Origin of the sequence: Alloacidobacterium dinghuense (genome assembly GCF_014274465.1) — a bacterium.
In the GTDB taxonomy this organism is placed as follows: domain Bacteria; phylum Acidobacteriota; class Terriglobia; order Terriglobales; family Acidobacteriaceae; genus Alloacidobacterium; species Alloacidobacterium dinghuense.
Genome location: NZ_CP060394.1, coordinates 6,186,055 through 6,206,520, shown reverse-complemented (window position 1 = coordinate 6,206,520; position 20,466 = coordinate 6,186,055). Strand labels below are relative to the sequence as shown.

At 55.7% G+C, this 20,466-nt stretch carries 23 protein-coding genes and 1 riboswitch; of the genes, 4 read left to right on the top strand and 19 right to left on the bottom strand.

Features of this window, described 5'->3' with window-relative positions; all coding sequences use genetic code 11:
* Positions 1-53: 53 nt before the first annotated feature.
* From H7849_RS26135 to H7849_RS26080, 12 genes are all read right to left on the bottom strand, one after another.
* Positions 54-1,178: an ABC transporter permease gene (locus H7849_RS26135; protein ID WP_186743368.1), complete on the bottom strand. Its 1,125-nt coding sequence runs from the start codon at positions 1,176-1,178 to the stop codon at positions 54-56.
* Positions 1,179-1,180: 2 nt separating this feature from the next.
* Positions 1,181-1,861 carry a TetR/AcrR family transcriptional regulator gene (locus H7849_RS26130; protein WP_186743367.1) on the bottom strand — a complete coding sequence of 227 codons (681 nt, stop codon included), beginning with the start codon at positions 1,859-1,861 and terminating at the stop codon, positions 1,181-1,183.
* Between the two features lie 203 nt (positions 1,862-2,064).
* On the bottom strand, positions 2,065-2,415 hold the full coding sequence (locus H7849_RS26125) for a MoaD/ThiS family protein (protein ID WP_186743366.1): 351 nt from the start codon (positions 2,413-2,415) through the stop codon (positions 2,065-2,067).
* On the bottom strand, positions 2,405-3,676 hold the full coding sequence (gene thrC, locus H7849_RS26120) for a threonine synthase (protein ID WP_186743365.1): 1,272 nt from the start codon (positions 3,674-3,676) through the stop codon (positions 2,405-2,407). Before thrC ends, H7849_RS26125 begins: the two co-directional genes overlap by 11 nt.
* A gap of 166 nt (positions 3,677-3,842) precedes the next feature.
* A riboswitch (SAM riboswitch) is annotated at positions 3,843-3,956 on the bottom strand.
* 188 nt (positions 3,957-4,144) lie between these two features.
* Positions 4,145-5,629: a DNA sulfur modification protein DndB gene (locus tag H7849_RS26115; RefSeq protein ID WP_186743364.1), complete on the bottom strand. Its 1,485-nt coding sequence runs from the start codon at positions 5,627-5,629 to the stop codon at positions 4,145-4,147.
* Positions 5,630-6,268: 639 nt separating this feature from the next.
* Entirely contained in the window at positions 6,269-6,670 is a 402-nt protein-coding gene (locus H7849_RS26110) for a TA system VapC family ribonuclease toxin (RefSeq protein ID WP_186743363.1), read from the bottom strand.
* Positions 6,667-6,924, bottom strand: a complete 258-nt coding sequence (locus H7849_RS26105; protein WP_186743362.1) for an AbrB/MazE/SpoVT family DNA-binding domain-containing protein — start codon at positions 6,922-6,924, stop codon at positions 6,667-6,669. The genes H7849_RS26110 and H7849_RS26105 overlap by 4 nt, the downstream gene beginning before the upstream one ends.
* A 46-nt stretch (positions 6,925-6,970) precedes the next feature.
* Positions 6,971-7,174, bottom strand: coding sequence for a hypothetical protein (locus H7849_RS26100; protein ID WP_186743361.1), 204 nt, complete (start codon positions 7,172-7,174; stop codon positions 6,971-6,973).
* Between the two features lie 90 nt (positions 7,175-7,264).
* Positions 7,265-7,654: a VOC family protein gene (locus tag H7849_RS26095; RefSeq protein ID WP_222439739.1), complete on the bottom strand. Its 390-nt coding sequence runs from the start codon at positions 7,652-7,654 to the stop codon at positions 7,265-7,267.
* A 25-nt stretch (positions 7,655-7,679) separates the two neighbouring features.
* Positions 7,680-8,330 (bottom strand): cysteine hydrolase family protein, encoded by a 651-nt coding sequence (locus tag H7849_RS26090; protein WP_186743359.1) that lies wholly within the window; start codon positions 8,328-8,330, stop codon positions 7,680-7,682.
* A 901-nt stretch (positions 8,331-9,231) separates the two neighbouring features.
* Positions 9,232-9,420, bottom strand: a complete 189-nt coding sequence (locus H7849_RS26085) for a hypothetical protein (RefSeq protein WP_186743358.1) — start codon at positions 9,418-9,420, stop codon at positions 9,232-9,234.
* A gap of 244 nt (positions 9,421-9,664) precedes the next feature.
* Complete coding sequence (locus tag H7849_RS26080; protein WP_186743357.1) at positions 9,665-10,168, bottom strand: DinB family protein; 504 nt, start codon at positions 10,166-10,168, stop codon at positions 9,665-9,667.
* Between H7849_RS26080 and H7849_RS26075 the strand changes: the two genes are divergently transcribed.
* Positions 10,167-10,619 carry a hypothetical protein gene (locus H7849_RS26075; RefSeq protein ID WP_186743356.1) on the top strand — a complete coding sequence of 151 codons (453 nt, stop codon included), beginning with the start codon at positions 10,167-10,169 and terminating at the stop codon, positions 10,617-10,619. The two genes, H7849_RS26080 and H7849_RS26075, sit on opposite strands and share 2 nt — an antisense overlap.
* Positions 10,620-11,596: 977 nt before the next feature.
* Here the strand turns inward: H7849_RS26075 and H7849_RS26070 are convergent.
* A complete protein-coding gene (locus H7849_RS26070; RefSeq protein ID WP_186743355.1) occupies positions 11,597-11,995 on the bottom strand; it encodes a hypothetical protein in 399 nt (132 codons plus the stop codon).
* Positions 11,996-12,066: 71 nt separating this feature from the next.
* Positions 12,067-12,381 (bottom strand): hypothetical protein, encoded by a 315-nt coding sequence (locus H7849_RS26065; protein ID WP_186743354.1) that lies wholly within the window; start codon positions 12,379-12,381, stop codon positions 12,067-12,069.
* Positions 12,382-12,692: 311 nt separating this feature from the next.
* On the opposite strand from H7849_RS26065, the gene H7849_RS26060 reads away from it, so the two are divergent.
* Positions 12,693-13,343, top strand: a complete 651-nt coding sequence (locus H7849_RS26060; protein WP_186743353.1) for a hypothetical protein — start codon at positions 12,693-12,695, stop codon at positions 13,341-13,343.
* A 29-nt stretch (positions 13,344-13,372) separates the two neighbouring features.
* Here the strand turns inward: H7849_RS26060 and H7849_RS26055 are convergent, their stop codons facing one another.
* The 3 genes from H7849_RS26055 to H7849_RS26045 all read right to left on the bottom strand — a co-directional run bounded on the left by H7849_RS26055 (position 13,373) and on the right by H7849_RS26045 (position 15,346).
* Positions 13,373-14,506 carry an acyltransferase family protein gene (locus H7849_RS26055; RefSeq protein ID WP_186743352.1) on the bottom strand — a complete coding sequence of 378 codons (1,134 nt, stop codon included), beginning with the start codon at positions 14,504-14,506 and terminating at the stop codon, positions 13,373-13,375.
* A gap of 63 nt (positions 14,507-14,569) precedes the next feature.
* On the bottom strand, positions 14,570-14,878 hold the full coding sequence (locus H7849_RS26050; protein ID WP_186743351.1) for a hypothetical protein: 309 nt from the start codon (positions 14,876-14,878) through the stop codon (positions 14,570-14,572).
* A 105-nt stretch (positions 14,879-14,983) separates the two neighbouring features.
* A complete protein-coding gene (locus H7849_RS26045; RefSeq protein WP_186743350.1) occupies positions 14,984-15,346 on the bottom strand; it encodes a response regulator in 363 nt (120 codons plus the stop codon).
* A gap of 213 nt (positions 15,347-15,559) precedes the next feature.
* Between H7849_RS26045 and H7849_RS26040 the strand changes: the two genes are divergently transcribed.
* Positions 15,560-17,599, top strand: a complete 2,040-nt coding sequence (locus H7849_RS26040; protein WP_186743349.1) for a M13 family metallopeptidase — start codon at positions 15,560-15,562, stop codon at positions 17,597-17,599.
* Between the two features lie 421 nt (positions 17,600-18,020).
* On the opposite strand, the gene H7849_RS26035 is transcribed toward H7849_RS26040, so the two are convergent.
* Both H7849_RS26035 and H7849_RS26030 read right to left on the bottom strand, forming a co-directional pair.
* Entirely contained in the window at positions 18,021-19,313 is a 1,293-nt protein-coding gene (locus H7849_RS26035) for a GRP family sugar transporter (protein WP_186743348.1), read from the bottom strand.
* Positions 19,313-19,402: a translocated intimin receptor Tir gene (locus tag H7849_RS26030; RefSeq protein ID WP_186743347.1), complete on the bottom strand. Its 90-nt coding sequence runs from the start codon at positions 19,400-19,402 to the stop codon at positions 19,313-19,315. The genes H7849_RS26035 and H7849_RS26030 overlap by 1 nt, the downstream gene beginning before the upstream one ends.
* Positions 19,403-19,579: 177 nt before the next feature.
* Between H7849_RS26030 and H7849_RS26025 the strand changes: the two genes are divergently transcribed.
* Positions 19,580-20,434, top strand: a complete 855-nt coding sequence (locus H7849_RS26025; protein ID WP_186743346.1) for an inositol oxygenase family protein — start codon at positions 19,580-19,582, stop codon at positions 20,432-20,434.
* The last annotated feature ends 32 nt before the right edge of the window (positions 20,435-20,466 follow it).

Genomic DNA, 20,466 nt, shown 5'->3' with positions numbered 1-20,466 from the left:
CAACACAAGCAAGAAAATGGGTTCCCCATGTCTCTTCGAGACATGGGATTCGATTACCCACGAAACACCACCGCCGGCTCCAGCTTCACCACTTTGCGAATACTGATCAGCGCCGACAGCAAACAGATCGCAATCACCGCCACAAAACTAATCACCACCATCGGCCAGGGAGTCGCGAACGCAATCTTGCTGTCCTGCCCACCTGCAATCAACCCAAAGATTCCACCCAGTCCCGCGCCCGCACCATAACCCACCAGTCCCACCAGCAGCGCCTGCAACAGAATCATCTTCGTCAGCGTCCCCCCGCTCGTGCCCATCGCCTTCAACGCGCCAAAGTAGCGCTCATTCTGAAGCGCGAACTGATAGAACGTCTGCCCCACAATCGACATGCCCACCAGAAACACCATCAGCAACGAAATCCCAATGCTGATCGGAATCCCCGTGTTCTCCAGGTAGTAATCCATCGTTAGCCAGCGAAACTCCTGCTCCGAATATGCCGCCAGCCCTGTTGCCTCACGAATCCGCTTCGTGACTTCGCTCACTGACACACCATCCGCCGGAGCGGCCAGCACAAAGTTCAACTGCTTGCGCTGCTGCGGCGCATACTGCAGCGCGCGATCATACGACGCATACACAAACGGATACGAAAAGAAGTCGCGCGGCACATCCGCAATTCCCACCACGCGCGCCTGGTTGTCGTTCATCTCGAAAACCTGCCCAGGCTTCGGATCATTCAGTTTCTCTGACTCCGCCCGCCCAATCACCACCGCCTGATCCTGCGCCAGCAATTGCCCATCGCCCGAGATCATCTTCGGCCGACCGAAGAACGTATCGTTGTCCAGCCCATACAGCCGCACTGTCTGAAAATTTCCATCCGGCAAATGCGCCGACACCAGTTGCAACAGCAGCGGCACAGCCCACTTCACACCCGGAACACTCCGCACTCGCTGCAGGTCGGTATCAAGCAGCGGTTTGCTCTCATCCACACTTCTCAATTGCGGATCGCTTACCCAAATCGGCGCTCCCACCACTTCAACCGGCCGCGCAGTCCGCAGTATCAACCCACAAAATATCGATCCCTGCTGCAAAAACAGAAACGAGACGACAATCAAACTACTCACCAGCGTGAAGTACTTGCTGCGGTCGCCCATCAGCATCTTGATCGCAATCTTCCACATCGCTAGCTCGTTCCTTTCTCGCGCTCCAGCCCGCGCAATCCCAGTGCCGTCAAATGCGCAATATGTTTCGAAACCATCTCGATGTACTCGGGACTGTGCGAATCCACGCCCGCCAGCACGCGGTACGAGACACGCGCTTTATAGACATGCAGGCACTGCCCGATAATCCCAGAGATCACCATGAACACCCGCATATCGGAAAGCCCCGGTGCCAGCAACAAAATCACGTCGCGCAAAATGACTCCAACCGGCTGAAAAAATTCCCGGATCACCGGCTCAAATCGCGGCTTTCCTTCAGATTGTTCGCGCATCACCAGATGACTATGCCTCGCCTCCGGCGACATCAGCACGTTCAGAAAATCCTGGATGCACCCTCGCAACGCTTCCTCCGCCGCTTTACGAGTTTTCGCGCGCTGCGCAACGTCAAGATGCACCTGCATCAAATCCCTCATCGTTTTGCAGGCCGCCAGGCAGGCACGCAGTGATTCGTGATACAGCTCATCCTTGCTGCCAAAGTGATAGCTCACCGCCGCCACGTTCACGCCCGCAGCCGTCGCCAGATCGCGCACACTCGTCCCTTCGTAGCCCTTCTTCGCGAACAGCTCGATCGCGGCCTCAATCAGCCGCGCCCGCGCGTCTTCCAGAGACGCGCCCTTCCCTTCGCGCACAGACTTCGTCCGCACGACTTTCCCAACCCTCTTCTTAGCAACCATGGTTTTTATTTAAACGATCGTTTCAAACAACTGTTTGAATCCTACGCGCACAAATTTACTCACGCAAGGGGCGGCGTAAAGCAAAACCGTCAAATTTTCGTCAGGAATTCAGCTACTAACAAAAATGCGCGGACGAAATCCGCGCATTCTTGAGTGGCAATTGGGGAGGGAACTTAGCCGCAGGTGCAATCTTCCTGCCCGCAATACGAACAGCAAGAGCAGTTGCCGTTTGGCGCGAAGTCCGGCCAGGACCCGCCGGCAATAGACGGAATCACCAGCACTTCATCGCCATCCTTGAAGGCATATTTCTCATTGCCCAGAAAGCGAATGTCTTCCTCGTTGACATAAAAGTTGATAAACCGCCGCACATTCCCCGTCTCATCACGCAGGTGTGTCTTCAGCGCCGGAAACGTGACCTCGATCTCATCAATCAGCTGCGGCAGATTCGACGCGCTCGACTGCAACTCCTTCGCGCCATTCGTGTGCTTCTGAAACGCATTCGGCAACAAAACTCTAACGGACATCGACACCTCCCGATACCAGCTCGTTCAATTCCTTAATTTCGTTGATGTAGTTCTCAAAATCCGTGAGCCGCGGACGAATCGCCTCCGACTGCTCATATGCGCCAGCGAGAACATCGGTCGTCTTCAGCCCGTTGCCGGTGATGCAGGTCACCGTCAACTCATCCGGCTTGATGCGCCCGTGCGCGTACAGCCGCGCCGTTACCGCAGTGGTCACGCCGCCGGCCGTCTCCGTAAAGATGCCTTCCGTCTCCGCCAGTTCCTGAATGCCGGAAACAACCTCGACATCCGAGACGTCCTCGGCCCAACCACCGCTCTCGCGAATCGCCTTCGCCGCATAGATACCGTCCGCCGGATTCCCAATCGCCAGCGAGCGCGCAATCGTCGAAGGCCGCTGCGGCTCAATGTGATCCGCGCCCGTTTTGACTGCGCGTGCAATCGGCGAGCACCCCGTAGCCTGCGCGCCAAAGAAGCGAACATCCTTCGCATCCACCAGACCCAGCGCAATCAACTCCTTGAACGCCTTGCGAATCTTCGTAATCAGCGACCCGCCTGCCATCGGCACAACCACGTTGTCCGGCAAGCGCCAGCTCAGCTGTTCCGCAATCTCAAAGCCAACAGTCTTCGAGCCTTCCGCGTAATACGGACGCAGATTCACATTCACAAATCCCCAGCTAAAGCGGTCCGCAATCTGCGACGAGAGCCGGTTCACGTGGTCGTAGTTGCCATCAATGCGAATCAGGTTCGCACCGTAAACTTGAGTGTTGAGAATCTTCGCTGCTTCCAGATCCGCTGGAACCAGAATGTAGGTCTTCAGCCCCAGCCTCGCCGCCTGCGCCGCCACCGAGTTCGCCAGGTTCCCCGTCGACGAGCAGCCGACGGTATCGAACCCAAACCGCTGGGCGTTTGCGAGAGCTACAGCCACCACGCGATCCTTAAAGCTCAGCGTGGGCATGCACACCGCGTCGTTCTTAATGTAGAGATTCTTCGCGCCGATCCGTCCGGCGAGCCGGGGAGCCTTCACCAGCGGCGTCCATCCCGCAGGCGTTTGCGGAACGTAATCATCGGGGACCGGCAGCAGCGCCTGGTAGCGCCACATATTGGTAGGACCCTGCGCAATCGACTCGCGCGTCACCGTCTTCTTCGCGGCGTCGAGATCAACCCGTACTTCCAGCGGCGAGAAACACTCGTCACAAATCGAGAGCGGTTGATTCTCATACCGCTTCCCGCATTCCCGACAACACAACTCGTAAGATGAAGCCATTCTGCCCTCGCATCCGAGAGCGGCATGGGAGCCTCATCGGAATACGCCCCGACGAGTGCAAAATGCACGGGCACCACGTGACTAAAACTCTGGTACAGCTACTGCAAAACTACCGGTACTGTTAACACCTGGGATTTAGCGAGATGCGATACAGCTTGCACCCCGAATCTCATGTACCCCACCACTGAAGGTGAGCGAGAGTTGACACCGATGTCTCAAATTGCTTGAGCCGGTTGTCGTGGCGTCACAGGGCCCGTCCCTCAGCCACTCTGCATGAAATTCAGGCTCGCTCACAAGGAGCAAACTTGAATGTTTAGTTTGTATCACAGGGTCTGTGGGATTGCAAGCGCTCAAGGAAAAAGAGCACCCGACGTTCAAATTGAATGAAGGTGCCCAGTCCTTAAAACAAAACGGAAGGCTTGAGCACCCACTCTTGAGAAGAGCACCGCGCTATTCTCCGACTTCTGTTTAATCTGCTGCTACCGCATCGGAATCCGATGATTGGTGACGATTCGGCAGTTGGAGCCGCCAACGAACCATGTCGCTGAGAAGCGGGAAAATGTCGTTATGCTTTGCGCCAAACCGCATCGTATGCTCAGTCGGATCGTAGCGCCCGATATCGCGGTTTGCGCCCCCGCCACCCGCAATCTCGTCGGAGGGTAAGTATTCCGAAAGCTCGGTAAGGCCCGAGGACTTCCGATCTACTTGATCCATTTCGTAATAACGCCACATCGGGTTCTTGTGCGATAGATCGAGGTGTGGGATGCCATCGAGTAACCTCTCCAAAATTTGAGGATCGTGGCTTCTGCCAAAAGCAAAATCATATGTGAGTTTTGCGAGTGCCTTTAGCATAACTGGCTGAGCAGCGACTGTTTTCTTTCGCGCCTGTGCCTGTCCGAAGTGGTCTATCTGATTGATCGATTGCCAAAATTTCCGAGCGACATCGATCCGATCGGCAACTTCCCCCGGTTGAGCACCTTTGATATTTGTTTTATTGAGGAACAGGATCGCGTTGATAGCAGTTAGATCCTTCCAGGTAATCGCACCAGGATCGTTGTGCCAGTCAACGATATCCTTTTCTATGACAGATGCGTTAAGTAGACTGCCTTCAACTAATTCATCCTTAATGAACAAATTGATCGGGTTCGAACTGTCGAACGCAAAGGCTAGGCTATTTTCGATCTTCTTGCCTAGGTTGTTCAGATCATGAAATAGCTGGCGTTCCTGAAAAGCATCTAATCCCAGGTGAACCTCTACCATGATTTTGCAAGTCGTGCGAGCCACCTCGTAGACGTCCATCCAGACAGCCAGTTCATCGGGTGTCATCATCTGGCCTTTTTCAAGAGGGTAGAGCTTCAGACGTTTTGGGTATTCATGGCTCATCTTGATTTCCTTTAAGAAATCGAAGACGAGTTCTAGGGCATAGCGACGATGCTGTCCGTCGATCACCCAGAGCACGTCCTTGTCTCCTAAGTACACGGTGATCACTCCAGGATGCAGCTCCTTCCAACGCAAATTCTCACCCGTCGGCGTGCAATTCGGTGGACGTAGATTGGCAACAACAGGCTGAAGCGCCATATACGGCTGTTTACCCAAACTCTTTTGAACTACCGCCAAAGCGTGGCTAGGCTCTTCTTTGAGAGCCTTCTTCCGTTCAATGAGCGTGTTTACGAGACCCTTTAGAATGTACGTTGCCAGCTTTGCTGCATGCTTCGGATCGAGCTTACGCTGAGCGATCATTCCCTCAGCAGATTGCTCTGCGAGACCTTGTTCGTTAGCCACTGCGGAAATCTCATAAAACTGATGCATTGGGACACTCAACAATAGAGTGTTGCTGCCGAGATTGAATCCAGTAAGAACGTTGTAAGGCCGCGCAGACGAGTCGGCAGATTGGAAAGCGTGAGTCAAATTTCCGAAATTCTCAGACGGTGTAAGAGTTGGTATACTAGACATTACTAATCTCTCTTTCTTCCACTTTTGCGGTGGTGGTTAGGGTTATTGATGAAGCCGATGACGCGACCTCCAATCGTGGCATCGGCTTAAATTTTGTGACGAGCAAAACTGCAAATTAATCTTGCAATGACTATCCTGGAGTGTCAATAAAAATATCCAGGATTATTTTTAATGTATCCTGGACGTTCCAATTTAGAACCCTGGATGCATTTAAGGTGTAAATATTACCAGACTGATCAAAATTGGCTGGGCGCCATTCAAAGACATCTTAGGCTTGATTGAGAATGAGATTTCCGCTCCCAAGACATACCTATAGGAAAGAGGCGCAAGCGCCCCCTCTAAGTATCTTGGAACGGAGGCTGCGCGCGATCTCTTTGAACGGTCTCTGGAAGCGATGCGGCTTCGATATGATTTCTTTCTCACGGGCTATGTACGGCCGTCGGTCGTAGCAACTGAAAGTGACAAAGTGCAGATCGCCCGCCTGCTGGTAGCGGACCAGACCCTTGGTCATGCCGACAGACTACAATCCCACGTCTCAAAATCGAGACGTGGGGCACCCTCGGTATCGTTGCCAAACCAAACTTTGGTGTATTAGGAACATTGAGTGTCCCATATCTCGCAGAGACATGGGATCATTTCCTATTTACTAAGCGAAATCACAAACGCGCCACGAATCCCGCCGTCCAACGTCGCAAGCACCGCGTCATTTCTCCGCGCAAGCTGCGCAAGATGACCATCCGTCGTCTGTTTCGCGCTCGTGACCCAGGCAGGCAGATAAGTAACATCCTGATCATCCGCAATGTAGCTGAACTCCATCACTCGGCTCTTCTTCAAACGAAGCAGCACCGTGCGCGCCTCGGCAATCGAAAGCCCGTAAGCGGAAGCCTGCGCAAGCACCCTGATAAAGCCCAACTCCGTAATCGAGCACGTAGCCACCGGAGGAAACTGCTCCGCCCGCAGCCAGTGGGCAACACGGTCATGAAATTCGTGGTTCTTGAGCCCCAGCGCAACCAGCGCGTTCACGTCGAGCAGGTATCTCATGGAAAGCTCGCCAGAATCTCCTCAACTTCCCTGCTCGTCAACGCCGGAGCATCCGCGCCCGCATCCAGAACCGGAAGCCCCGTCAGCGTATCTTTCGTGATCCTCACACGCCGCGCCCGCTTCGTTTCTGGAGCCAGCACAATGCGTCCGTTCTCAATGCTGGCCTCCAGCCGATCCCCGGTGCGGAGCCCCAACTTGCGGCGAAGCGGACCCGGAAGAACAACCTGCCCTTTTGTGGAAACTCGCGTCTGCATAGTAAGACAATCTTACCATTTCTGAATGGGCGCGGCCCATTTCGGCTCACTGATAAGCAGATGCACATGCTCCGGCATCACGACATAGCCCCGTGAGAAAGAAATCGTATCGAAGCTGCATCGCTTCCAGCGACCGCTCAGAGAGGTCGCGCGCTGCCGCCATTCCAAGATACGGCCGTCGGTCGTAGCAACTGAAAGTGACAAAGTGCGGATCGCCCGCCTGCTGGTAGCGGACCAGACCATTGGTCATGCCGACAGACTACAATCCCACGTCTCAAAATCGAGACGTGGGGCACCCTCGGCGTTATCACAGAACCAAACTTTAGTGCATTGAAGTGCATCAATAAATGGACCAGACACCCGGCGTCGCGATCTCTACCAGATGCCGGTCCGGATCGCGAAAGTACAGGCTCTGCCCACCCCGCTCCCACGTGCGCGTCTCTTCCACCGCGATTCCATTCTCCGCCAGCCACGCTTCCCAACTCGCCAGCTCAGAAGCCGGAATTGCGAAAGCGACATGAAGCTCACCACTGCCGTCATGCGGAGATTGGATCTGGAGCGAACCGCCCTTCCTAAACAGCAATAAAACCTGGCGATTGCCGGCCTGCATCGCGCATCCGCGATCTCCGAAATCGCTGATGACACGAAACCCGAAGATCTTCTCGTAGAACCGGGCTGAAGCGGTCACATCATCGACGTACAGCGAAGACTCGAGAATTCCTTCAGACATGGGAGGCATGTCGATCCACTACCCTTCAGCGCCCCATCGCCTTGACCGCTTCATCCGTTGTCAGAACCGCGTGTGCGAGAAATGCATAATTGATCAGTGCCGCCGTATAGCCATAGCCCCATTCAGGATGCTTAGGCGCTGCCGTTGCGTCTTTCACCACAGCAACTTCAAAACCCTGCTCCAGCAATTCCCGCAAGTGAGATTCGACGCACATGTTCGCCAGCATTCCGCCGAGGATGACCCTGCTGATCCTCCGTTTGCGCAGTTGGAGAACCAGGTCATTGGTCTCCGGTCCAAACACGCGATGCGGCGCGACAACGATGGTTTTGCCATCGTCAATGTAAGGCTTAAAGCGCTCCAGCCAGTCTGCGCCCGACCCTTTGAGACCGTCGACATTCAGAATTCCTTTGCGAGCGAACATGCCGGCGCTCACCTCATCGGCTTCGAGAGCTCCGTTGAACTTCCATCCTTTGTCAGTGGGATAAAAATAGTGTGGAGAGATAAAAACCTCGAATCCATACGACTTCGCGGCCTTGAAGATGCTCTCCATATTCTCAATGGTATTGTTTTCCTTAAGACTTTCGTGGAGCAGCGGCCACCCGAGGCCTGTTTCGCTTAACACTTCATTCTGCGGATCGATAAACACCACAGCAGTGTCGTTCTTATCGAAGATCATGGTTCTCCTTCTTGACTCGGATTCAATGGAAATCAGAAGACACTGTGGGAAAAGCGCGGCTCAACAAACAGAGAGCGATTCGCGATGCGTCGCATTATCAGCGAGCGCTCCCATTGTTGCACAAGCACGACGAAGTCAACCTTAGAGTGCCGGCTCCGTCCATTCTCCAATCTGAAGCCCCAAAAATGAAAAAAGGCGCGACAGCGCCTCCAGGGGTAGAAACACCGGCCATTCACGCCGGCGGATGGAACCCGGCTCGAAGAGCCGCACCTCACTGTCGCAGGGTAGAGCACAGTCCGAAGGACGCAGTGAGATTCAACTCTCAGCAACTCAATCCGCAAACTCCCGCACAATCACCTGCGAATTCGCCGCTTCGCGGGTCCCCAGCTGGACATCGAGCAATTATTTTTTCGCCGGCTTTGCCGTTGGCGTTTCAGGTTTAATTTCAACAGGCGGGGTCTCTGGCTCGTGCTTTACCGGAGTCGCATGGGCTCCATACGGACGCTTACTCTGGCGGCTCTCGCGCGATCCGGTAGAAGTATGACGTTGCACATCGGACTTTTTAATTAAGGTCATGAGAAACTCCATTCATTGACGCTGCCCGTTCGGTGGATGGCGCCACGTATACGAGAGTGAAAGTACGGCCCGTCTGGAGCAGATCGAATCTGGCTTGAGACGAGGAAGATTGCTGATCGAGGCGTCAGCTCTTGTCCGGCGAGGGCTTTCAGGCCGCGAACCCCGGCCCGGAATAGCAATCGCCGCATAACCAGAAATGCTGAATCTCAGTCGTGTTATCAACCTGCTTGATCGTTCGTACCACGCGGCCGTTGTCCAGATACAGAAGAGGCTTCCCGCATTCCTCGTTGCTGCATTGCGAAATCATAAACTGCCTCAAATCCGGTTACTTGCTTAGCGGGCTGGACCTGTTGCGCACCGCATCGATCCGCACAGGCGCTGCGCCCATGCGTTGCATGCCTGCCTCAGCCTGCGCATCAGGCGGCATGACGCCCGGGCTGCCAATCACTGGCTGCGGGCGAAACACAAGTACACTCTTTCCCGACTTGCTGATGTGTTTTCTGACAATGTCCATAGCCCTTCACTCGTGCGGTTGAAAACCTGAGAAGCGGCTCGTCTGGAGCGAGGGAGTGGCTGGAGGCGAGAGTAAGTTACATCTATGAGCATACGCTCATAGGACCGCTCGTGCCACGCGACCGTCAGAGTGGACTGCCGGGCGCCGGATGCCCCCAAATCCGAAGCCCCCCAAATAAAAAGAGGCGCAAAAGTGCCTCCCGGTAGAAGCCCCGGGCTCCAGCCCGGGGAATAAAAGATCGGCTTTAAGACCGCCCCTTATCCATCCAAACACCCCAGGTCACCGGCCCAATCTTCTCATCGTCGAAGGCATGCCCCGTCACCTTAAGAGCCAGCTTGATCTGCCCATGGTGATATCCCTCGTGCCAGATCATGTGCTGCAGGAACAGAATTGGGTGGTCGTAATGGAGATCCATATCCTTACCTGACTCGAGCCGACCCTTTACCGCCTCACGCACCACCTTGCCGCTCTCGTTCAGCATGTCGGCAATGCGGCTGCGGTCTCGCCCGTTCCTCCACTCGCCCTCCGGCACCGGTCCGGCAAACTCAGGCGCATCCTCGGAGACAAAGACCAACCGCACATAGTGGATGTGCATAAACATCCTCGCAACCGACGGGCTGCCCTCCACCACCTTTGCATCCAGCCCTCCCTCCGGCAGAGCGCGAAGCAAATTCACAAGGATGGTATTGTTCCGGTCCCACGAGTCCAGCAGGGCACTGAGCAGACTCCGATCGTCCGTTCTCGACATGACACCTCCATACGCCGCCATCATAAACGCAGTCACTCAAAATTCTCTGCCTCCTGGTTCTGTTTGCAGGTTCGCCCGTGTCGGCGACCGCCTGTATTTTCGGGATCTCGATCACGGACGGCTGCTCAGATTCGGGCGCGGCTTGTTGTTGAGTTTCTGCATTCAACCTGGCCTCTTCTGCTTTTCGGGCGCTCAGTTCTTCGGCTTGACGGAGCAGGATTTCGCCGAGGCTGGGCGGGCGTTTTCTGGCGGCGGCTTCTTCCGGTTCGGGGCTTTGCTTTTCCGGGCCGATCAGGGTGCCGTCTGCGTGCTCATGGGCTTCGCGAACTGTTTGCTCGGTCGGCGCTTCTTTTGCGGCTATGGCGGCGCGGTGGCGGTTGTTCTGCGAGGCCACTTGCAGTCCGTAGATGAGGATGCGGGCGCGGCGGGAGTCGATGCGGTTGGCGGCTAAGGCCAGGACGACGTCGGAGATGGCGAGTTGGATGGCGTCGGCGTCTTCGAGCGGCGACAGGTTGAGGGCGATCTCTTTTGGTTCGATGTAGGGCTCGTAGGGCTGGTTCGCGGGTGACGGGCGTTTGCGGGTGTTCGAGTGGTAGTAGCAGAAGTTCTCGGTTTTAAGCGCGGGTGATTGGCATTTTTTCCCGCTGGTGAAGATGTGTCGGCACTCGTTGTACATTGGGTCTGGCTCCCCCTATATTTTTTGTAAAGGCCCCAATATAGCTGACGCATCAGAATCGAACTGAGTGAACAGTAAGTTATAGAATCTGAGCGGCTTATACTTTTGACGGCACGTTCATTCGGTAAGTCGTATTTGCTTGAAACGCAATAGTTTAGCCCAATCTGATGCGTCAAATATATTGGTCCCTTTGTAAATTCTTCTTTTTGCTAGTGGTTAGGGCTTATATATGGTGCGCGCTGCGCGCGGTCTTTTTAGACCCACCCTACGTTCTCGAAAAGACGAGAACGTAGGATGGGGCACCCGTTTTCTTGCCTGATCGTGGCTTGTGGCTCTCCCGTATGTTTTCGCTAAATTCTTGTGAGGGCTTGGGTTAGATCCGGCGGTGTTTTCCCAGCCTTCATCGTTCAGATTCTTCCTCCCGTTGGTCGTCAGAATGACGGCTTAAATAGAGTTGCGGTTTTCACTGTGAATTGCGGTTTTCACGGAGATGAGGTTGAGGTTCTCCAAAAACACGAAAGCCCGCCATCTCTGGGCGGGCTCTTTTCTCTCTATATCCAGTTTAGCAATTCGGGCGGTAATAGTACGCCAAACTGGCGCGCGTTTTTGCGCTTTGGAATGTGTCAGTTAGAAGATTTTTTGCGTTTGAGGGGCTTGACAGGGCTCAGATGGCAAGCTCGGCCAACAAACGGCAAAACGTAATCGACTCAAAACTGACCGTCGGCGAGCCGACGACACCCCGAACAACCAACTCAGACGCGCTGAGCCCCGGCCTTCATTCTTGCCGGCCATGCTGCGCCTATGAATCTGACCAGAAACTGTCCGAACGAAGCGCTATCCTGCTTTGGCTTGGGCGCGGGAGTCAGCCCAAAGGCTACCGAGCAGATAAAGCAATCCTTGACGTGACTGAACTGCGCGCGCATGACCTCATGCCGCTCAACGACAGCCGCCTTCAGTTGCTCAAACTGCTCCTGATGACCCGCGGCATCGGCTGATTCAGTCATATTGGCATTTGCCGCGGCTTCTTTCGCCTGCGCTTCCGCATGCTTGAAATTGAGTAGATAGCCGTCGACGCAGAGCTTGTATTCGTTTCCGCCCGATAGCGGTTCCGGGGGAGCGCAGTCTTTCAACAGTTGATATGACGAGCCCATAAATCCTCTTCAATGTACAAGATAGACTACATTTACTTTCTAACCCCTTGCTCTTCTTGAACTTGCATTGCTTAACACTCGAGATACCGCGAAACCTGCGCGGAAGGTTCTTCTCCGCTCATGGCTTCAAAAAGAGGGCGCATCCATTGCTGCATCAGCGCTTCGGTTAAAGTCTTCTCCTGCGCTTGCGCCTCAACCTTGTTCTCTTTCGGATAGTTCACCTGAGGCTTGCCCAACCTCGTGTCGTCCACCATCTTTGTTGCCAGAGCCTTGGCAAGGACCCGGGCCTGAGCTAGATCCTCTGTTCCAAACAGAGCATCAGCCAGAGCATCGGCATCCCACGGCACATACATCAGCTTTGGCCTTGACCGTTTTACCATCCCCATGCCCCTCTCTTATCGCGTCGTATATCGCCGTTATCGCCTGTGTACGCTTGTTTACGTTCCTGCAGTGAAACGAGCGAATACTGCCAATACCAGCACGAGAAGTACCAAAACGGTTACATCCTGCGAAGATTTCGATCGCAGGTGTACACACGCGGAGCATGGAGATGCAAATCAGGAAGATGAAATTGGTCTCATTATCAGTCCAGGTGGACGATATTTTCCGCCATGAGTTCAGGATGTCGTTTGCAATCTGGCGGCTACAACAATCTGTTGCTCCGGGCCAACCAACCCTGCATGATGGGAACAGATCCATGAACAACGCTCCCAAGCGCCTGGAACCTCGCTGGCCCGCCATGGTTGCCCTGCTTGCCGTCGGCGGATTGCGGCTTGCCATGCCCGAATCCTTGTCAGCAGGCCCCGCGTGGCTGCTCATAGCCGTCGTCGCGGTATTGACGATCCCAACTGTTTGGGCACGCTATCGCGGACTGGACACAATGAATAAGGTCCTGGGATACGTGCTGACCTCGATCGTGACGCTCGACATGCTCTGGTCGCTCTACCTGCTCATCGCCGCACTGCCTTCGCATAAGGAAGCGCCGCAGGATCTGCTGCGCTCGGCCGCGGCTCTGTGGCTGGCGAACATCCTCGTTTTTGCATCGTGGTACTGGCGGCTCGATGCAGGAGGCCCACGCGCCCGCGAACTGCGCGGTGTCCATACCGACGGAGCCTTCCTGTTTCCGCAGATGATGCTCGACCAGCAGGCAAAACGCGAGATGGGCGAGCAATGCTGGAGCCCGGGTTTTGTCGACTATCTCTTCCTCGCCTTCAACACCAGCACCGCGTTTTCACCGACGGACGTGCCGGTCCTGTCGCGATGGGCGAAGTGCCTGATGATGGTCCAGGCGTTCATTTCGTTTACAACTGTGGCTTTGCTCGCCGCGCGGGCGGTAAATATTCTATAGTGGTAGTCGAATTGTCGCCGGTGGCCAGCTTACACCGGCCGGTTGGGCACAAACGTAAAGCGCTCCCTCCATCGCAGAAACGGCTTCTCAAGCCAGCGATAGGAAATTCCTGCAATCAAGATCGTCGAGAGCAGTGCAACGGCGAGACGCGCCACGAGGTATCCCCGTCCTGACGGAAAACCTGGCAAAAGCGCGAGAATGAGCGAGTGGTAAACATACAATCCATAGGAGATCTTGCCCAGCCACAAGAGCGGCCGTGGTAACCATCGCGGGGACATTCCGTAGAAACTGAGAAACAGAAGAACGCATCCCGCCAGGACGCAGCCATAGAGTGCGGACGGCCCCCACCACGCCGGGACAGTCTGCATCCCGGCTCCATAAAACCGGCTGAAGAGGCGAACTCCTGCTGCCCAGCAGCACAGGCCGGACAGAGCAATCAGAGGCCGGAGAATGAGCGGTATATCCAGGCCATCGCGTGGCAGCGTCGCCGCCAGCAGAGCGCCGCCGGCAAAATACTGCATCTCCACCAGCGTATTAAATCGCAGCGTCAGGTCCGAATAGCGCCCCGTCAGACCAAAGCCCAAAAGTATCAGATAAGAGCATGCGAGAATGCCGGCAGAGCTCAGCTTCCAGCTACGCCCCCGACCAAGCTGAATCAATAGAGGCCAAAGCAGATAGAACTGCTCCTCAATGTTTACGCTCCAGAGAATGCCCAGGCCGCCTGTCATCCCCCCAATCCGGGAAAGAAACCAGTTCCCGCTCAGGAAGGTAAACGCAGCCAGAGCCCATCCCGAAGGCCGCAGTTTGCTTACAACCGTCCCTGCAAGCAGCACGGCCAGGATAAAGCTGTAGTAAAGAGGCCAGATTCTTGCAATTCGGCGCCTGTAAAAGGCCGCCAGATGCACATGCCCGGCGGACTCTTTCTCCATTGCGAGGAGGGCGGTAATTAGGTATCCGCTGAGCAGGAAAAACAGGCTCACTGCAAACTTCAGGCTGTCCGTAAGGACATCCCTCAGATCGATACGCCCCGCAATCGCACCTATGTTCGCACGGCTCAGCGTGTGAAGAAAGAAGATGCAGAGAAATGCGAAGAACCGCAAAGCATCGAGTTCAGGCCGGTAGAAGCCACGCCGAGCAGGCTGGGAGAGTGCGGTGTCATCCATTTACAGTCCGGTCATCTTTCCTTGAATAGTGATTACGAAACCGTGCGACACCCGCGCTACCCCTCAACCCTCTCCGGCACACTCTTTCCCCCGTAAGCTGACAAATGCCGCAAAACCAGAACCGCTAGAAACAGCACCCAAGCAACGCGCGATCACCAGCAGTGACCGCCGCATGCTGATCGCATAAACGGTGAACAGAATCGCCAGCGAAAACAGCGCACGATAGACGTAATGGTGAATGGAGCTCGCCACCGAACAAGGATGGGAAAACAAAGCGCCAAGGAGAAAAGTAAACAGCCACATGAACTTGTTCTGGTATACAGCGTCTCTGTCCTTGGTAGCAACGCGAATCAGTCCGGCATCGGCGTACATAAACTCGGAAATACGCGCTCATGCCAGCACGATCGGATTCCCAATCAACTCTGACAAGTCGGCATGCCGGACAACTCAGTGAAGCAACTCAAACAGATGACAGAGTCAGTAATTTGTTCCTGATGCCCCAAAGGATTCCTCAAGTAAGGTAAGCATCATCTGCGGCTCGTGACTCGAAATCACATACTGAGCGCCCAGCCGTTCCGAATCCTCCACCGGCGACAACAGAACAACCGGCATCTTTGGATCGATCGCCTTTACCTGCCGGATTAACTCTTGCGGCGGCATGCCGGTGACGAAACGATGCACGACCACAAGATCGACGTTGGGGAAACGACGTATCAGCTCAAGACCATGACGCCCGTCATACGCAGTGAGCACATTATGTTTCGCACTTTCCAGCACCAGTTTGCGCGCAGAAAGCCCCTCGGGCTGCTCTACCTCAATCATCAGTACAACCAGCTTCACCTGCTACCCCCATGGCAAACACATCCGTAAAGACGGCGGTTTCGAAAACAACCAGTATGTGACGCTGGGATCTCTGTTTCGGGTTATCTGGAACCGGTCGAGATTACGCTCATCCCACGGTGCGCCCGCATCGTCACTCGCTGGCCAGCGTAGCAGCCCAGCGTGCTACCCTCAATGTTTGCCCTATCAGCACCTACGGAGCACATTGGATCCATGAACCGAACCCTGAAACTCGCCGCCTGCGCCCTCATTGCCCTACCCTTTGTTTCCGCTCACGCGGAGCATGGCATCGACGTCGCCAATATCGACAACGCAGTCAAGCCCGGCGACAATTTCTATCTCTACGCCAACGGCAACTGGATCAAGCGCACCGAGATTCCCGCCGACCGCGGCGGCATCGGCGTCTTCAGCGCGCTTGCCGACCTGAGCAACAAACGCACCGCCGATCTGATCGAGGAAGCGGCAAAGTCGAACGCGCCGGCAGGCTCCGGCCCGCGCAAAATCGCCGACCTTTACAACTCCTATATGGACGAGGCCGGCATCGAGGCGAAAGGTCTCGACCCGCTTCGCCCACACCTCGACGCCATCGCCGCCATCAAGGACAAGAATGATCTCGCCCGCGCCTTCGGTCAGAGCCTGCGCGCCGATGTGGACGCTCTCAACAACACCAACTTTCACACGCCCAATCTCTTCGGTCTCTGGGTTGCGCCGGGCTTTAACGATTCGGACCATTACACCGCCTACATCATGCAGGGCGGCTTGCAACTGCCGGATCGCGAATACTATCTGAGCGACAACCCGCATATGGTCGAGCTACGCACAAAGTACCAGGCGCACGTTGCCGCCATGCTCAAACTTGCCGGTTTCGATAACGCCGAGAAACGGGCTGAAAACATCATCGCGCTCGAACACGAGATCGCGGAGAAACACATTCCGCTCGATGAGAACCAGGACATCCACAAAGCCAACAACACCTGGGAACCGTCGGACTTTGCCTCAAAGGCTCCCGGCCTTAACTGGACGGAATTTTTCCAGGCCGCAGGGCTCGACAAGCAACCGAACTTCATCGTCTGGCAACCGACTGCCTTTACCGGCGAGTCTGCCGTCGTCGCCTCGGCCCCACTCGACACATGGAAGGATTGGCTCGCCTATCATCTGATCGAAAACTACGCCGGCATACTGCCCAAAGCTCTTGCTGACGAGCGCTTCGCCTTCTTCGGACAGATTCTTGGCGGCACTCCACAGCAGCGCCCACGCTGGCAACGCGGCATCTTCGTCGTGAATGGTCTGCTCGGCGATGAGGTCGGCAAGCTTTACGCGCAGCGCTACTTTCCTCCCGAAGCAAAAGAACAGGCACAGGCCATGGTCGCGAACCTTATTACTGCATTCCACAAGCGTATCGATGCGCTTTCATGGATGGCCCCCGCGACCAAAGCCGAAGCCGAGGCCAAGCTCGACACCCTCTACGTCGGTATCGGCTACCCCGAAACCTGGGAAGACTACTCCAACTTTGAAGTCAAGCCGGACGATATCTTCGGCAACCTCTGGCGCGGCAGCCTCGGCGATTATCAGCGTGAAATCGCGCGCCTCGGCACGGCAGTGAATCGCAAGCGGTGGTGCATGACACCTCAGACGGTAAACGCAGTCAACCTACCGCTGCAGAACGCGCTCAACTTCCCCGCTGCCATCCTGCAGCCGCCGTTCTTCGATCCGCAGGCTCCCGCAGCAGCCAACTATGGAGCGATCGGCTCGGTGATCGGCCACGAAATAAGCCATACCTTCGATTCCGAAGGGGCCGCGTTCGACTCGAAGGGTCGCGTGCGCAACTGGTGGACTCCGGAAGACCTCGCCCATTTCAACGCATCTACGGCCAAACTCGCTGCGCAGTACGACACCTACTTTGCCTTCCCTGATCTCCACGTTAATGGGAAGCAGACATTAGGGGAAGACATTGCCGACGTGGCTGGCATTGCCGCCGCCTATGACGGCTACCACGCCTCGCTCAACGGCAAAATCGCGCCGCAGCAGAATGGATTCTCCGGCGATCAGCAGTTCTTCATCGCCTTCGGTCAAAACTGGGGATCGAAGACGCGGGAAGCGGCGCTGCGCCAGCAGATCCTCACCAACGAGCACGCGCCAGGGGAGTATCGCGCCGATACGGTTCGCAACATCGACGCCTGGTATGCGGCCTTTAACGTGAAGCCGGGAGAAAAACTCTACCTCGCCCCACCCGATCGCGTTCGCATCTGGTAGCCGCCATCGTAGTCATGGTGGCGATTTTAATTCGTCGTCCTGAGTCGGAATTTCATGAAGGGAAGGCATCTCCTCTGACGAATCCACGGGCAGACAGGTCTGCGAACGAATCTGATCGCGGCCTGCATGCTTGTAGTTCCAATGGTTACGTGACTAGGGCCTGTTAACACTATTAGGACGACAGCGAGAGGAGCGGATTTTTCTGAGTGCGAGAAGCGAGGAGTGACAAATACCGGGTGTATTTTAGCGACGAGGGACGAAGCAATCTGGAAAATCCGCCCTCTCCCTCCGGGTTGCGGCAAGAATCAGGCCATACTTCGTTGTTGTCCTCGACGGTGGTCCCGCCACAGCCTTCGGACTCCGCCTCGTCTGGCCTGGTTTTTGCTCGCAACGCTGTTCGCCCTAATAGTGTTAACAGGCCCTAGCTGAAGCGAGTTCTCTTCCAAAGCAGCCAGCCGCATCCGACGACAGCAAACACCAACAGTACGCATAGCACTGCCGTCCAGAAAAGGTTCATCGCCAATGGAGGCACCTGCGCCTGCAACCCCAGCCAGAGAAAAATCGCAACGGCTACAGCAACGATTAAGAAGTCCCACCATGGCCGTTTACCTTTTTCATGGTCTCCATGCAGGGCTCCGAGTTGCGCCGCAACGCAATCTTCAAAACGCAACCCATACTTTTCGCACTCGCGCGAGATTGCATCGCGTCCGGAGGCCTGCTCGCGCGCCGGAGCAGCCGCCGAGCTGATAAACACCGCACCAACGATCATCAGAAAGGATCCCAGCAGAATCAACCAGCGTCCTGTATCGCTTACGCGTGCAAGTTCGCCAAAGACCAGGGCTCCCCACGCAAGCCCCCAAAGCTGGTTCGTGTTGGACAGCGGAATGCCACGACCGATGCCGATGTACTTGGTCGCGTACTGCTGAAACAGATCACCAATCACCCAGCAGAATCCGCCGAGAAAGATCCAGAACACAACATGCCGCGCCGCATACAACTCGCCATGCAGATGCGTCACACCACCACCAAACGCAGCTGCCAGTAGAGACATCGTTCCCAGTTCACCCAGCGTGAATACCGTCACGAACGAAAGCGGATTCATCCCGCTCACGTACGCCTTCCGGTAGGGAACATACATTGTCCCCCATAGCAGGCTCGCGCCCAGCGCGGCGAGAATTCCATGCACTGCGCGTGCGTGAGCCATATTTGTATGCTGCACTGTTACAAATGCCAGTACGACCGCCCCGGCTATGATCGCCAGGGCTCCGCCGAGAACTCTAGACCCTACGCCAATGCCCGCGCCGCGCATTTCCTGAAAGAGCAGCCAGCCCCAAAAGATGCCGATCAGACTGTTCGCATTCCAGAGCGGGAACGCGATCGCCAGGCCAACATCACGAATGGCAAAGACCGTCAATGTGTTCGCAACTGCCCACAGCGCACCGGCCAGCACCGCCCACACAATCAGATGCGGCTTGCTGAACAGGTCGGTGAAAACGTAGTCGGTCCCTTTCAACAGGGTGGGAAGCGTCCAACGCGCGACGAATACGCCTAGCACCATCGCCAGCGATACGGCAAAGGGTGAAATGCCCACATTCACCAGCTTCGTCGGGGCCTCAGCACCCCCCAGCCAGACCCCGGCTGCGAGGCCGCAGGCGACGCCTAAACCGTGCATGGAAGCCTGCGCCTTGCTTGTCGTGCTCGCGCGTGCGCTCATCAATGCAGCCACGCCAGCAACGCCACACCTATGGCAAGAACGCCTACCGGGATCCAGAACTGCACGTCGGTCAAGATTGCTTTCAGCATCTCGATTAACCTAATGGCATCGTTCCGAAGCTGTCAAAAGTCATATCCAGAGAAAAAATACCGGCCATTTCCGGGAAACATGTGGAATCGCTACCAGGCCTGAAAATCGGGTAATTTCGGGTGACGAACGTCTATCGACGCCCCTATAATATTGGCGTTAGCCGGAGGACTCTTCTCATGCACACCATCACGCCCGAAAAGCCCATGGAACACCTTGACGACTGGGATGATTTCGTCGCCAGCCGTTACAAGGAAGGCAAGGCAGAGGAAGAGTTCCGCAACTACGACGCCCAGGCCAATCCCGGCGTTGCTGAGTTCTATCGTCTGAACCACGCCAACCAGACAGTCGACTTCGTTCTCGCCAAGGAGAAGGAATTCCTTGGATTGGAGCGCGGCAAGAAGAGCATCTGGGAAGCGGCGGACTACCTCAATACGCTCGTTGACGACAGTGACCCTGACACCGACCTGACACAGATCGAGCACCTTCTGCAGACGTCTGAGGCCATTCGCAAAGACGGCCACCCGCGCTGGATGGTTCTCACCGGCCTGATTCACGATCTTGGCAAGGTTCTTTGCCTTTACGGCGAGCCACAATGGGCGGTCGTCGGCGACACCTTTCCCGTCGGCTGTGCGTGGTCCGACGAGATTGTCTTCCGCGACTACTTCGCTGCCAACTCCGACAGCAAAGTTCCCGAGTACCAGACCGAGTACGGCATCTACGAGCCTAACTGTGGACTCAACAAGGTCCATCTCTCGTGGGGGCACGACGAGTACATCTACAATGTCGCCAAGCCTTACCTGCCCGAACCCGCGCTCTACATGCTGCGCTACCACTCCTTTTATCCGGCGCACAAGCACGGCGCGTACACGCACCTGATGACCGCACACGATGAGGAGATGTTCGACTGGGTGCGCAAGTTCAACCCCTACGACCTCTACTCCAAGGGCGCTGCCAAGCCGAATTTTCAAGAGCTGAAGCCATACTACGACGATCTGATTGCGGAGTATTTTCCGGACAAAATTGCCTGGTAAGTGCGTCTCTTCAAAGGCATTCGAGCCAATTC